Genomic DNA, 13,275 nt, shown 5'->3' with positions numbered 1-13,275 from the left:
GGAGTGACGCGGGCTGTGTCGAGTGCGTGGCCCGTGGGTGGCCCCGCGAGCACGCGGCGCCACACTTGCACGTTTTTCCTGATTTCCAGCCCTTCAATCCGCTGTGGTTCAGCGAAGTGCGCGCAGATGAACAGGCGGCACGCGGTACTCAGAGGCCTGCTCCACCACGCGGCCCAGCCGCAGCAGCAGGTGCTCCTCGTAGGGGCGGCCCGTGAGCTGGAGCCCCACTGGGAGCCCCTCTTCGTCGAAGCCGGCTGGCACCGACAGCGAAGGGAAGCCCGTCAGGTTGGCCAGGCGCACGAAGCGCATCAGGGCATCGACGACGGGCAGGTTCGACTCGCCATCCGGAAGCGCCGCCTCCGGGATGAGGGGCGCCGTGGTGGCCGTCGTCGGCGTGACGAGGACGTCCACGCCCGCCATCTGCGCCAGCAGCTCGCGCGTCAGGCGATGCCGGTGCCGCAGGGCGTGCACCAGGTCCGTGGCCCGGAAGTGCCGACCAATGGCCAGGTTGGTGCGCGTGTCGAGCCCGAACTCCGACGGATGCGCCTTCACGTGGGGAAGCATCGCCTCCGACATCTCACTCAAGATGATGCAGCTGTGCGTCCACAAGACGGTGTTGAGGTCGGGAGGCGGAAGCTCCACCACGCGCGCGCCCGCGGCAGACAGCGCGGCCACGGCTTCCTTGCAGCGGGCGACGACGTCCGCGTCGGCGTCCTCGAAGTAGTCCCAGCAGATGCCCAGCCGCACGCCGCTCAGGCCCTCATCCTCGTAGCCAGACAGGTGATGCGGCGACTGCCCCTGTGAGACGAGGTCATGTCCATCCGGCCCCGCGAGCAGCGCATAGGCGGCGGCGACGTCGTCCACGGTGAGCCCCATGGGGCCCACGTGGCCCACGTTCCAGCACAGCGGCGGCACGCCCGTCTCCGGGATGCGGCCCCACGTCGCCTTGAGGCCGACGATTCCGCACAGGGCCGCGGGGATGCGGATGGAGCCGCCACCGTCGGCGCCGATGCTCAAGGGGCACAGGCCCGCGGCCACTGCGGCCGCGGAGGCGCTGGAGCTGCCACCGGTGATGCGGCCCGTGTCCCAGGGATTGCGGGCGGCGCCGTGGTGGGGGTTCAACCCGATGGGGTTGATGCCAATCTCATTCATGTTGGCCTTGCCGAGGATGATGGCGCCCGCGGCCTTGAGCCGGGCCGCCACCGTCGAGTCCGCCGTGGCCTCCTGTGTGCGGAACCGCGTGCCCAGCGTGGTGGGGAACCCGGCCAGGTCGACCTCGTCCTTCAGCACGACGGGAATCCCGTCGAGCACGCTCAGCGGGCGGCCCGCGCGCAGCCGCTCAGTGGACGCCTCCGCGGCCCGGTGCACCTCGTCCGGCTTGCGGGAGATGAACAAGCCCAGGCGCTGCTTCCCGCTGTCCATGCGGGCGATGGACTCATGAATGCGCCGCACCACGGCCACCGGGTCCGTGGCGCCCTCGCGGTAGGCGCGGACATAGGACGCGACGCTCTCACGCTCCGGTGGGCTGGCGGACGCGGCGATGGCGCGCGCGGCCTGCTCCGTGGGCGTCTGCGACTCCGTGGCCGCGGTGCCCTGGGGCAGGGGGAACTGGAGCGGCGGCGCATCCCCCGCCGGGAGCTCACGCCAGCGCTCGATGCCGCTGTCCCGCGTCAGCTTGTCCAGCATCACCGACCCGACGCCGCTCTCGAGCGCGTTCACGAAAGCCTTGAGCGCCAGGCCCGACACACGGGGCGCCTTCACGGGGTTGCGTTGGTAGGTCATTGCGCGGCAGCCTACCCCCGAGCCGGCGATACCGCATGAGCGATGGTGGCCCATTCAGCGGCACGCCTCGTCGTGAGCCAGATACCGCGCGTCCGGGACGGCGGCGGCGACGCGTCGCAGGAAGGGCTCCGAGTCCACGAACTGCTCCAGGTGAAGAACGCCGCTTCCAGGACCGCGACCGGCGAGCAACTCGCGAGCCACCTCCGCCGCGACCCGCCCCGTCAGCATCGCCTCTCGCCGGCCTTGCAGTGTCATGACCCGCGTCGCGGGCATGCCCGCGGAGTGTCCCCTCGCCTGCGCCAGAACCGAACACACATCCGAGCCCGCGTGGACCCGCAGGGCCAGCCAGGTCGCGGCACGTCGGAGCGGTGGCCATCGCAACAGCCGGCCCATCCCCAGTCGGACGGCGAGCGCGGCCAGACGGCCCAACCCAGGTGGGTCGAAGCACAGCCATGTCGACACGGTGGGAACGGACAACGTGCGTGCAACGGTTCGCTGGTCCGGGAAGTTGAACCGCCACGCACGGCGCGGCCTCGCTTCTCCAGGGAAGTGGACCCAGGTGGCCTCGTGGAACCCGTGGACACGGTGGAGTTGTCCCTGTCGGTAGACGTCGAACGGCGCGGAGAGGTTCTCCAGCGTCCATTCGATGGCCGCCGCGCCGTGAATGTCGCCGCCACCCAGCAATACGAAGAGGTCCAGTTGCTCCACGGTGTCGAGCAGAGACGCCGCCCGCGCCGCCAGGACCTGCGTGAGCCCCGGAGCCACCCCCACGCTGAGCACAGCGGTGCTCCCCGATTGAGCCGCGACGGGCGCCAGTCGCTCGAAGGCGGCCAAGGACACCTCCGATGCCGACACGTCGACGTAGTCGAGGCCTGAACGCAGGCAGTACTCGACAAATGAAGATGCCTGTTGGTCCAGGCACATCACCACGAGCGCGACACCGTTCAGGTGCGCCACGGCATCGGACGCGGTGACGTCGAGCGCCCGCGCCCGTGTCCCCTCCCCCGTGCGCCGCGCGAGCGACTCCGCCTTGGCCCTGCTGCGGCCAGCCACCACCACGCGGCCCGGGAACGCGGGAGCCAGGATGCGAACGACCTCCTGCCCCACCTGCCCGTAGCCGCCCACCACGAGGATGTCCCCGGTGCGTCCCACAGCGTCCATCTTCGAACCTCTCCGTCATGCGTCCGGAAGGGTTCTGCCGCCAGTTTCCGTGGAATGCGACCAAGGTCCGTGAACATCATCTGTGCGGACCACGCATCAATGCCCTCGCTCTCGAACATTGAAGCCTTCGTTCGCGCCGCCGAGCACGGTGACTTCACCCGTGCGGCGCGGAAGCTCCAGCTCACCGCGTCGGCCGTGAGCCGGCGCATTGCCCGCCTGGAGGAGGAACTGGGCGTCGTGCTCTTCCGGCGGACAACCCGCGCCATGCAGCTCACCGAGGACGGTCGTGCGTTCTACGCCCGCTGCCAGCGCATCCTCGGGGAACTGGAGGATGCGAAGGAGTCGCTCTCCCGTTCCCGGCACAGGCCCGTGGGCGTGCTCCGAGTGAACGCGCCACAAGTCATCGGCCAGCTGGTGCTCATGCCGGCGCTGCCTCGCTTCCTCACGGCGTACCCTGGCGTCGAGCTGCGCCTGACACTCCGGGACGAGGTGGTGGACCCCATCACCGAAGGCGCCGACGTGCTCCTGAGACTTGGAATCCTGGAGGACTCGAGGCTGGTGGCTCGGAAGCTGGGCACCACGCGGTTGCTCGCCTGCGCCGCCCCCGCGTACCTGCGACGTCACGGCCGACCCGAGACGGTGGCGGACCTGCGCCGGCACAACTGCCTGGGCTTTCTCCGAGAGAGCGCGCCCGCCTCCTGGCTGCTGCATGACGGGAGCGACCCGGTGAGCGCCGAGCCCCGAGGCACGTTCCACACGAACCACGGTGCCACCTTGCGTGAGGCGACCGTGCTGGGCCTGGGCATCGCCCAGCTCTTCGACTTCATGGTGGCCCGCGAACTGGAATCCGGAGCGCTCGTGCCCGTTCTGGAAGAACAGGCGGGTGCGCCCCGCCCCATCCATGCTTTGTACCCGCGCGGTAAACACCTTCCCTCGCGGGTTCGCGTCTTCTTGGACTTCGTGGCTACGCTCTTCCCCCGGTGAGCGGAGAGCAAGTCGTTGAGCAGGAGGAGCTACATGCAAAGGGCAGACGGCGCACGGCGCAGCTCACTCGACACCGTGCTGCGGGAGCGGTTCGGACTGACGGACTTCCGCCCCGGGCAGCGCGAGGTTCTCGATGCGCTGCTCGGTCCGAGCGCCGCGGCGCTCGCGGTGTTCCCCACGGGTGGCGGCAAATCACTCTGCTATCAGCTTCCGGCGTTGCTGCTGGAGGGCATCACGGTGGTGGTCTCACCGCTGATCGCGCTGATGAAGGACCAGATTGACGCCCTGGCCCGGCAGGGCATTCGCGCCGCGCGGCTGGACGCCTCGCTGTCGGTGGACGACTCACGGGAAGTCACGCAGGCGCTGCGTGAGGGTTCGCTCAAGTTGTTGTACGTGGCACCCGAGCGCTTCAACAACGAGCGCTTCACCGCCCTGCTCCGTGAGCTGCGCATCTCCCTGTTCGCGGTGGATGAGGCGCACTGTGTCTCGGAGTGGGGCCACAACTTCCGGCCGGACTATCTGAAGCTGGCGAAGGCCGCGCGGGAGCTGTCGTCCGAGCGAGTCCTCGCGCTCACCGCCACGGCGGCGCCCTCCGTCGTGCGGGACATCTGCCAGGGCTTCGGCATCCCCGAGGAGAACGCGGTCGTCACGGGCTTCTACCGGCAGAACCTCACACTGGAGACAACCCCAGTTCACGCCGAGGTCCGCGACGCACTGCTCGTCGAGCGGCTCGGTTCCCGAGCGCCCGGCCCCACCATCGTCTACGTCACGCAGCAGAAGACCGCCGAGCGCGTGGCCGCGTTCCTCTCCGCCGAAGGACTCCCCGCCAGCGCCTACCACGCGGGCCTGGAGTCGGAGGTCCGTGAGCGGGTGCAGGAAGCTTGGATGGCCTCCTCGAATGGCATCGTCGTGGCCACCATCGCGTTCGGGATGGGCATCGACAAGGCGGACGTACGGGCCGTGTATCACTACAACCTGCCCAAGGGCCTGGAGAGCTACAGCCAGGAGATCGGCCGCGCCGGGCGCGATGGAGCGCCGTCGGTGGTGGAGCTGTTCGCGTGTCCGGACGACGTCTCCAGCCTGGAGAACTTCGCGCTCGGGGACACCCCCACGCGGGAAGCGATTCAAGGTCTGGTGACGGAGTTGCTCAGCCTGGGTCCCGAGCTGAGCGTCGACATGTTCGCTCTGTCCAGCCGGCATGATGTGCGGCCGCTCGTGCTACGCACGGCGCTGACGTACCTGGAGCTCGAAGGCGTGCTGAGGCAGGGCACGCCGTACTACGCGGGCTACAAGGTGCAGCCGCTCGTGTCGCTCGATGCGCTCGTGGGGCGCTTCCAGGGAGAACGGGTGCAGTTCCTGCGCGACGTGTTCGCCCAGGCGAAGAAAGGACGTACCTGGTACTCGCTGGACCCGGCCGAGGTGGCGAGCTCGCTACGACAGCCCCGCGAGCGGGTGGTCCGGGCCATCGAGTATCTCGAGGAGCAAGGAGTCGTGTTGCTCCAGGTGTCTGAGCCGCGTCAGCGATTCACTCGGCTGCGCTCCCAGGAGGACGCCGCGGCGCTCACCACGCTCCTCCATCAGCGCTTCCAGCAGCGCGAGGTTCAGGAGGTCACGCGTGTTCGGGACGTGTTGAAGCTCGTCACCCATGCGGGGTGCCAGAGCAATGCGTTGGTCGCCCACTTCGGTCAGCGGCGGGAGCAGCCATGTGGGCACTGCACCTTCTGCCGGACCGGGGAGGCCCAGATGCTCCCCGCGGTGCGCCGGAGGCCGGCGCTGCCCGCGGGCCTCGACGTGGCGGGCTTCCGAGCCCTGGCCGCGAAGCATCCCGAGGCGCTCCGGCACCCGAGGCAGGCCGCGAGGTTCCTCTGTGGATTGAGCAGTCCCGCCCTCACGCGGGCGAAGCTCGGGGGACACAAGCTGTTCGGCGCGCTGGAGGGCTGGCCCTTCGCGGAGGTGCTGAGCTTCTGTGCCCAACTGGCCGTGGCTTGACGGGCATCACCCCTGGTCGAGCACGCCCGAGCGATAGTCCTCGAAGGCCTGGCGGATCTCCTCGCGGGTGTTCATGACGAACGGGCCGTACTGGACGATGGGCTCACGTAGAGGGCGTGCGGCGGCGATGAGCAGCTCGCTCCGGCGATTCCGCGCGCGAACGCGAAGCCGGCCTCCCGGGCCGAGCAATGCCAGCGAGCCCTCGCGCACCGGCTTCGACGTGCCTTCGGGGCCCACGTCTACCTCGCCCGTGGACACGAAGGCGAAGGCGGTGTGGTCCGCCGGTGTGTCGAGTTCGAAAGGGCGGTCGTCCTCGAGCGCCAGGGTCAGCAAGAGCGGCTGCGTGGGGCGCTCACGCACGGGGCCCTGGAGCCCGTTCATGTGGCCCGCGATGACACGCGCGCGGCTCCCCGAGGGAGACAGGCGCTCCTCCGCGAGCTGCGCTGGCGTGTGATCCTGGTAGGCGGGCGGGCACAGCTTCTCCTTCGCGGGGAGGTTGAGCCAGAGCTGGAAGCCGGACATGAGCCCCTGCACCTGCTCCGGCATCTCCGAGTGGATGAGACCACGGCCCGCAGTCATCCACTGCGAGCCCCCTCCGGCGATGAGCCCGCTGTTGCCACGGCTGTCCCGGTGGCGCATCCGCCCGTCGAGCATGACCGTGACTGTCTCGAAGCCCCGATGCGGGTGATTCGGGAAGCCGTTGATGTAGGCCCCGGGGTCATCGGAGTGGAACCGGTCCAGCATGAGGAACGGGTCGATGTTCCTCAGCGCGGGCTGCCCGATGACCCGCGTCAACTGGACCCCTGCCCCATCCGTCGCGGGAATGCCTTCGAGCGCCTGCACCACGCTGCGCTGCGACTGCAGGATGACTGCGGGTGATTCCGAACGCCGACACCCCACGACCGAGGCGGCCACGAGCAGGCCTGACTGAAGGAGGAAGCGGCGGCGGGAGGTGGCGTTCATGGAGGGCTTGCCGGAAACCGGAGGTGCGCCCCCGAGCCTCCTCCGGGAGCCGCCCGGAGTCCATGCACGAGCCGGGGATCGAACCCGGACGGCCCTTACGGGCCAGCGGATTTTAAGTCCGCTGCGTCTGCCAGTTCCGCCACTCGTGCCCAGTAAAATTAGGTACTTACTGGTCCCTATTGGCCCCGCTTTGTTGGAAGAAAGTTGGAACGACTGGAACGGCATCGGTCCACAACATCGCCCTTCCTGAACGAGGAGGGGCGCTTCACTCCTAGTGACAGCGCCAATCTAGCCGGAGGATCCTGGACCGGCTCCGCGCCACCAGCAAGCCGAAAGCACCTGGGCGGGGAAGCCCCGTGGCTAGGCCGTCGTCACGTCATCCGGCTTGCGCTTGCCGCGACCGCGAGGCGGCGTGAGCCCCATCGCATCCAGCGCCTCTTCTGCCTGAGCTGCACGCGCCCTGAGTTCCGCAGCGGCATCCGCCTTCGTGAAGGTGCCCCCAATCCAGGCGGCCAGGTCTGCGGCCAGCTCACCGGCAGACTGGTAGCGCTCACGGGGGGAGACTCGCAGAAGCCGGTTCAGCGTCACGCGCAGCCCCTGGGGAAGCCCCTCCGTCATCGCGTCCACGTCCGCATCCGTCAGCGTCGCGGCACGCCAAATCGCGTCCTCGACCATGGATGACGCCCCCGCCAGCGTGGCTCGCTCGATTGCCTGCGAAACCCGCCGACGCTTCTTCGCGGACAGCGAGCCCATGACTTCGGGGGTGAGGACATCCGGGCAGAAGAGCAGATTCTTCCCCGTCGCCAGTTCGAGAAGCACGACCCCCAGCATGAAGAGGTCCGAGCGCGCATCGACGCGCCCGCCAAGCAGCATCTCAGGCGACGAATAGAAGTAGTCCCCTCGCGGGCTGCAAACAGAGGAAGCCACGCGTCCCGGCAAGTCGGACAGCGCGAGACCGAAGTCGCCGAGCCGAACCGAACCGTCCCAGTCGACGAAGATGTGCGCAACGTCGATGGCGCGGTGAACGATGTTCAAGGGGCGCCCGCTGTTGTCCTTCGCCGTGTGCGCGTACTCAAGCGCTGCCGCCACCTGCGAGCCCACGAACATCACGAAGAGGGGCGAGAACCATCGACGGCACTCGACAACGAGCGTCAGTAGCTCGTTCAGAGAGTTCCCGGATGGATGCTCGGCGCTGACGTACCAGTAGCCCTCAACCTTGTGGAGCCCATGGACCTTGAGGATCGCCGGGTGCGAGAGGGAGGCGGCAAGACGAACCTGTTCATCAAGCTTTGCTCGCGCCCGTCGAACCCGACCCCCTTCTTTCTCCGATGGCGCGGGAACCGCCTTGAGGAGCACCTTTCCACGAGGCGCCCCCGAAGCTGCTCGCAGCCGTGCCACGAAGAGGGACATCCCGTGGTGCGTCGGCCCCAAGTCCTCGCGGAACTCATAGCCGACCCCATCCGCCGAGAAGAGAATCGCCCCGGGCGGAAGCTTGAATTCGATTGCTTTCGACATGCCGTTTCCCCTCGTGCGCAAACTCGCAACCACGCGGCGAGGGAAGCTACCTGCTGCATCCGGTCGAGGGAACGCCCTCACAGGTATGGGGGACAAAACGGCTTGGACGGCCCAATTCTGGCCTCCTACCTATTACGTCTTCTCGGGACTCTCAGGGCCAGCGGTCCACGACGTAACCGCCTCCGGTGTTGAGCGCCTTCACTCGGCCGTCTTCGTAACCATCGGCAGGCTTCTCGACCACGAAGCAGACGGGGCGTTCGTCCTGTCCCGGCAGCTTCACGCGGTCGTAGCGGATGACCAGCGCAGGCCCTTCCGAGCGCCCCATGCGGTCAGAGAGGAAATACGCCTTCCCGTAGAAGCGGGTTCCGGGAGGGGTTACAGCTCTTTGACGAGAATCTACGCCTTTGGGAACGATCCCCATCACATCCCCCCCTGCCGTGAACCAAACTTGGTCGAATGGGCCCTGGCGACTATCAAGGGTGAGGCGGAATGACTCGTTAATCTCCCAACGAAGGTCTTCCCGCATCGTCTCTTCCGCACCAGACGGGCAGGTGAACGACTCAGGCCGAATCTGAGCCCCGGGGCAACCCGCCGCGAGCGCCGCAACGAGCGTCATCGTCGCGCAGTCGGCAACAGCGGTGGCCTTCGTCCTCCCGCCCGGCGGGCGTCCTTGGGTCGGGGCCTTGGGTGACGGAGTCGTCTTCACGGTTGAACCTTCCTTCGGGGCGGCAGTCTCAGGGCCCGTCAGCAGCACAGGCGGGGGGCTAGGTGGTGACATAGCAGGGGCGGCCGATACGAGCGGCGCGGAATGTGGGGAACTGGGAGGTGGTGGAGCACTCGCAACCTGCGGCTCTCGTTGCTGCGTCAGTTCCCCTCGGCTGAGCCAGAAGCCCCCGGCTACGACAAGGGCGATGAGGGCAGCGAGGCCCCCCAGGAGCCCACGCCATCCCCGGCCAGAACGCGTAGGCGCCCCAGGAAGGCTTGAGTTCGCAACTGGGGGCATCCGCTGTTCCGATGGTCCCCCCTGCCGCTGCTCGGATGGTGAATGCACCGGGGTCAGGTACTCCGCGCTCGAATAGGCCAGGAGTTCGCCTAGTTCGCGACGTAGTGCCTCGGTGTCGACGGGGCGCTTTGCAGGGTCCCGCGATAGGACGCTCGCGACGAGGTCGTTCAACGCTTCCGGCACGCGCACGTTCAACGCACGCGCGGGCGGGGGCAATATGACTGTACTGTTGAGCGAAAAGCGCGCTTGAATCTCGGTCGGGCGGGGGTCTGTCAGCAGCTCATAGAGCATCGCTCCGACCGCGAAAATCTCGTCCGCGACACGAAATGCGTACTTCGCGCGGTGCTCTGCCTTGTGTTCCCGGAGCCATTTGAATTGCTCAGGCGCGCGAAAGCGGTCCGTGCCCGGAGGCAAGCCACCATCCGTTAGCTCTTCGGCCAACGAGTAGTTCGCACAACTAAAGTCGATAATGATTGGCTCGCCATCACTCTTTCGAACCAGAACGTTGGACAGTTTCAAATCCCGATGCAGGACGCCGCGACTGTGCATATAGGACAGCGCGGAGCAAAGCTTGTCGAAGACCTGCAAGACCTCCCGCACCGTGGGATGTTTCCGCTCCGCCCACTCCGCTAGCGTCCAACCATCAATGTACTCAAGCGCGAGATAGACGTTCCCATGCTCGAAGTACCCATACCCACGATGCTTGACGATGTTCGGATGGTCCAGGAGTAGAAGCGCCGAAAGCTCCCGAAGTGTCCTTGCATGAGTTTGCTTGTCGTCCCCGCTCGAATCCCGGTGACGCGCCAACTTGAGCGCACATCTCCGGCCGTGTTTCTCAACGAGGAAAACGACTGCAAAACCACCGTTGCCAAGCTCTCTGATGACACGCCAGCCATCAACGGACATCCCAGCACGCGGGAATATCGAAATCACGTTCATGGAGTCGCCCCAGTGGATGCCTTCGGAAAACGCACATTGGGGACATTGAGCGTGCGCCCATCTCCAACCAGCTCCAAATTAAAAACAGGGCTCACAGGCAATTGCGGCAGGTCGGCCACCATAAACACCCGTCGACTCTCTCCTGGCTGAATCGCTGATGTATCTGCCATCACAATCCGGGCACGAAGAGGCAAGCCAACCCGCCCAGTCAATGTTGCCACTCTCGGTCCCCACGGTGCCTGTCCGACGTGATTGACCACCACTGCATCAACCAGCACCCAACCCTTCCCCCGATAGGCTATCGCCGACTGAACGTGAAAGCCTCGCCCTGCATCGGTATAATCCTTGATTGGCGTAGCCGAGACACCTTCCTTATCAACAAGTCCCAGCAGCACGAAGTCTTCGGGTCTGGGCGCTCGCGGTTGGTCAACGGGGCATGCCGCACCTGCTAGCTCAGGACGCTGAACATTGATCTGAATGTCCACTTCGGCCGGGTCCGTCACCAGCGAGAAGGCAGCTCGCGCGGGAGCACGACCATCCGCGAAGAAGACCCCGACTTCGTAGCGCTCACCTTCGGCAAGGTCGGCCACCGGCTGGACGATGACCGACCGTTCCCCGGCGTCTAGAACGCGAATCCGTGACTCGTCGAAGGTGAGCGTCTTCCGGTTGATGGGGGCCGGAAACAGGAAGACCGTCGGCGTGCCGTGCGCCACCCGGACGACAGGAAGTGAATCGGCAGGGCCGTTTGCAACGGACACCGCTCGGTCCCGCTTCGCGCGTTCCGCTTGTGCCGCCACGGCTGGCGTCGCAGCCCCCCACACGAGAACGAGCGCAAGGGCCAATCTGACCGGTTGGATCAAAGGCGCATGACCTCCCGGTGCCACACGCTACCATCGGAAGGCCGCTCGCAGTGGAACCATCTACCGCGCCCCGCTACCGGGAGGGTCAGGTGCCCCCTCAAGAGCTGCTCGCCCCGGCGCAACTGTGAGCGACGCCGGGGCCAGCCCAGGGGTTGCGATGGGGTCGTTCAGACCTCTTCGAACTTGCCCCCGACGATGCCGTTCGCTTCAAGGGCAGCCTTGATCTCTTCATCGACAATAATGGGGATGTGATAGCCCCAGAGCCGGAAGACGCGGGCGTCGCGGACCTTCGCCTTATCGATCCGCAGCCCCGAAACGGAACGGTATTCGCCAAGTCGTTCCGGCTCTCCGTCCTCTTCCGTGAAGAACTGAACCTCTTCACACGCCGCGTCGTCAATACAGCGAACGGTGCGAGCTACGTTCAGCAGGTAGTACGGCTCGCGTTGCCCCTCAACCACGACAGGGAATAGCTGAACGTCATCAGGCGCCATCTCACGGAACACGTAGGCCACACGCGCGCCAACAATCGGCGTTCCTCCAACGGTCGTCTTGTCGAAGTCGAGCGCCTTCCCGGGCCGGGATAAAGGGACGCGCAGCAACTCAGGGGGCTCTACTGGCCTTCCTTCGACGAACGCCCAGATATTGGGAACGGTCTGCCCCTCTGGACTGGTGGGCTCAGCCAGATACCAACGACCCGGCACATACACATCGAAGTCGAGGCCGAAGAATCGTCGTTCCATGAATCATACTCCCGGGTCTTTCAGAATGAGCTTCCGCATCTTAGTTCCCGCCGTCGTAAGGTCACGAGCAATTTTTCTCAACTCGTTGACCAACTTACTCCGACACTGCGCGGTGTCTCTGCATCCCTTCATCGCAATGCTGATTCGGTTCAGCACTTCCTGATGGTACTCGCGCGTGTGGGAGCCCTTGTGGCCTCTGATGCGAACCAGGTTTGCGGCATCATCCAAACTCAAGCCTGCCTGCCTAAAGAAGTCCCTAAAGACAGGAGTCCACGGGCCACCTGTCCTGTCGGACTTATCATTCTTGTCAGTGCAAATATGGTGAATTTCGCCATCAGGGTCGCCCTGAATCCGCCCTCCGACTCCCACGGCAGAGCCAGCCCCAGCGCCTTCGCCCATCGCGACTGCGGCAACCGCCGTCGGTGCGAGCGTCACGTTCAGCACCCCAGCCGACGAAATCGAGATTGCCTGAACCTCTCCGGCCAGCGCGCCCGCTAACTGGAAGCCCCCCTCAAGCTGCGCCCGGGAAGCCGCCTGGGCGAAGCCCGGCATCTTCGGTCCCTGCGCCGCCATCGCGCTCTTCCCTCCCAGCGCTGACAGCGCCACGATCACCAGGACGCGAGCCCCATTGTCCCCCAGCACCTTCCCGAAGCGATGCCCAGCCCTCTCCAGGTCCGCGAAGCCCGCCGCATCCCGGGACTCGTCGAGCAAGCGCAGGAACCCCTGGCCGAGATTCCACACCGGCCCCGTCCCAAGATAGGCGATGAGAGAGGCAGTCAGGGCAATCGCGATGACCTTCGTAATGGGCTCGGGGACTACCAGCATCACGAGCGCTGTTCCGATTATCGTCGTAACCATCGCCCGCAGGGCGGCAGGGTTCACCATGTCGCGAATCGCGTCCTCGACGCCGGACCACACCGTATCGAGTGCGAAGTAGAGTGCAAGCATTCGCCGTTCAGAGGGGCCCAGCGAGAACCCACCGGCAAGCATGCTCAGGCAGCTATGGGGCTCGTCCTGGCGCTGGCAGATACGCTCGTATGCCGAAGGGACAGACCTGGCCTGCGCGCCGTCAACGAGTCCTCCGGACGACGCGAGCAACGAGCGGCGACCGTCCTCCTCAACCTCCCTGAAGGCGACGTCGAGCCTCATGTCGAGCACGAGCTGCGCGACAGCACGCTTGAACTCGTCGTTGCCTATCTCGACAGGGTCAGACTCAACCGGAGTGAAGGCGATTGGCTCCCCTCGCCCCGTATTCAGATGCACGACACGAGTCGACGCGCACCCGCTCGCAAACAGCAACAGTGCAGCAATTCCTAAAGCTCTCATGCAGCCCCCGGGT

General features: G+C 66.3%; 10 protein-coding genes and 1 tRNA gene. 2 read left to right on the top strand and 9 right to left on the bottom strand.

Going from position 1 to position 13,275, the window contains the following annotated elements:
• Positions 1 to 108 precede the first annotated feature (108 nt).
• Both HV826_RS08765 and HV826_RS08760 read right to left on the bottom strand, forming a co-directional pair.
• Positions 109 to 1,782 carry an amidase gene (locus tag HV826_RS08765; protein ID WP_176416542.1) on the bottom strand — a complete coding sequence of 558 codons (1,674 nt, stop codon included), beginning with the start codon at positions 1,780 to 1,782 and terminating at the stop codon, positions 109 to 111.
• Positions 1,783 to 1,836: 54 nt separating this feature from the next.
• The gene (locus tag HV826_RS08760) at positions 1,837 to 2,943 is read right to left on the bottom strand and encodes a saccharopine dehydrogenase family protein (protein ID WP_176416541.1); all 1,107 of its coding nucleotides are present in this window, start codon (positions 2,941 to 2,943) and stop codon (positions 1,837 to 1,839) included.
• Positions 2,944 to 3,012: 69 nt separating this feature from the next.
• On the opposite strand from HV826_RS08760, the gene HV826_RS08755 reads away from it, so the two are divergent.
• A complete protein-coding gene (locus HV826_RS08755; protein ID WP_368670876.1) occupies positions 3,013 to 3,927 on the top strand; it encodes a LysR family transcriptional regulator in 915 nt (304 codons plus the stop codon).
• Positions 3,928 to 3,960: 33 nt separating this feature from the next.
• Positions 3,961 to 5,916 carry an ATP-dependent DNA helicase RecQ gene (locus HV826_RS08750; RefSeq protein ID WP_176416540.1) on the top strand — a complete coding sequence of 652 codons (1,956 nt, stop codon included), beginning with the start codon at positions 3,961 to 3,963 and terminating at the stop codon, positions 5,914 to 5,916.
• Between the two features lie 6 nt (positions 5,917 to 5,922).
• Here the strand turns inward: HV826_RS08750 and HV826_RS08745 are convergent, their stop codons facing one another.
• From HV826_RS08745 to HV826_RS08715, 7 genes are all read right to left on the bottom strand, one after another.
• Complete coding sequence (locus HV826_RS08745) at positions 5,923 to 6,879, bottom strand: pirin family protein (protein ID WP_176416539.1); 957 nt, start codon at positions 6,877 to 6,879, stop codon at positions 5,923 to 5,925.
• Positions 6,880 to 6,942: 63 nt separating this feature from the next.
• Positions 6,943 to 7,028: transfer RNA gene (locus tag HV826_RS08740), tRNA-Leu, on the bottom strand.
• 211 nt (positions 7,029 to 7,239) lie between these two features.
• Positions 7,240 to 8,394, bottom strand: coding sequence for a protein kinase domain-containing protein (locus HV826_RS08735; protein WP_176416538.1), 1,155 nt, complete (start codon positions 8,392 to 8,394; stop codon positions 7,240 to 7,242).
• A gap of 151 nt (positions 8,395 to 8,545) precedes the next feature.
• Positions 8,546 to 10,336 carry a serine/threonine-protein kinase gene (locus HV826_RS08730; protein WP_176416537.1) on the bottom strand — a complete coding sequence of 597 codons (1,791 nt, stop codon included), beginning with the start codon at positions 10,334 to 10,336 and terminating at the stop codon, positions 8,546 to 8,548.
• The gene (locus tag HV826_RS08725) at positions 10,333 to 11,196 is read right to left on the bottom strand and encodes a DUF2381 family protein (RefSeq protein WP_176416536.1); all 864 of its coding nucleotides are present in this window, start codon (positions 11,194 to 11,196) and stop codon (positions 10,333 to 10,335) included. The genes HV826_RS08730 and HV826_RS08725 overlap by 4 nt, the downstream gene beginning before the upstream one ends.
• A gap of 167 nt (positions 11,197 to 11,363) precedes the next feature.
• Positions 11,364 to 11,936 (bottom strand): imm11 family protein, encoded by a 573-nt coding sequence (locus HV826_RS08720; RefSeq protein WP_176416535.1) that lies wholly within the window; start codon positions 11,934 to 11,936, stop codon positions 11,364 to 11,366.
• 3 nt (positions 11,937 to 11,939) lie between these two features.
• Positions 11,940 to 13,262: an AHH domain-containing protein gene (locus HV826_RS08715; protein ID WP_176416534.1), complete on the bottom strand. Its 1,323-nt coding sequence runs from the start codon at positions 13,260 to 13,262 to the stop codon at positions 11,940 to 11,942.
• Positions 13,263 to 13,275 lie beyond the last annotated feature (13 nt).

The sequence above is a fragment of the Myxococcus sp. AM010 genome, from assembly GCF_013372585.1.
GTDB lineage: Bacteria > Myxococcota > Myxococcia > Myxococcales > Myxococcaceae > Myxococcus > Myxococcus vastator.
Note: the sequence above shows the minus strand (reverse complement) of the source record. Positions and strands in the feature narration are given on the sequence as shown.

Coding starts and splice junctions, on each gene's coding strand:
- HV826_RS08765 (WP_176416542.1), bottom strand. CDS start 1,782: ATGACCTACCAACGCAACCCCGTGAAGGCGCCCCGTGTGTCGGGCCTG.
- HV826_RS08760 (WP_176416541.1), bottom strand. CDS start 2,943: ATGGACGCTGTGGGACGCACCGGGGACATCCTCGTGGTGGGCGGCTAC.
- HV826_RS08750 (WP_176416540.1), top strand. CDS start 3,961: ATGCAAAGGGCAGACGGCGCACGGCGCAGCTCACTCGACACCGTGCTG.
- HV826_RS08745 (WP_176416539.1), bottom strand. CDS start 6,879: ATGAACGCCACCTCCCGCCGCCGCTTCCTCCTTCAGTCAGGCCTGCTC.
- HV826_RS08720 (WP_176416535.1), bottom strand. CDS start 11,936: ATGGAACGACGATTCTTCGGCCTCGACTTCGATGTGTATGTGCCGGGT.
- HV826_RS08715 (WP_176416534.1), bottom strand. CDS start 13,262: ATGAGAGCTTTAGGAATTGCTGCACTGTTGCTGTTTGCGAGCGGGTGC.
- HV826_RS08730 (WP_176416537.1), bottom strand. CDS start 10,336: ATGAACGTGATTTCGATATTCCCGCGTGCTGGGATGTCCGTTGATGGC.
- HV826_RS08735 (WP_176416538.1), bottom strand. CDS start 8,394: ATGTCGAAAGCAATCGAATTCAAGCTTCCGCCCGGGGCGATTCTCTTC.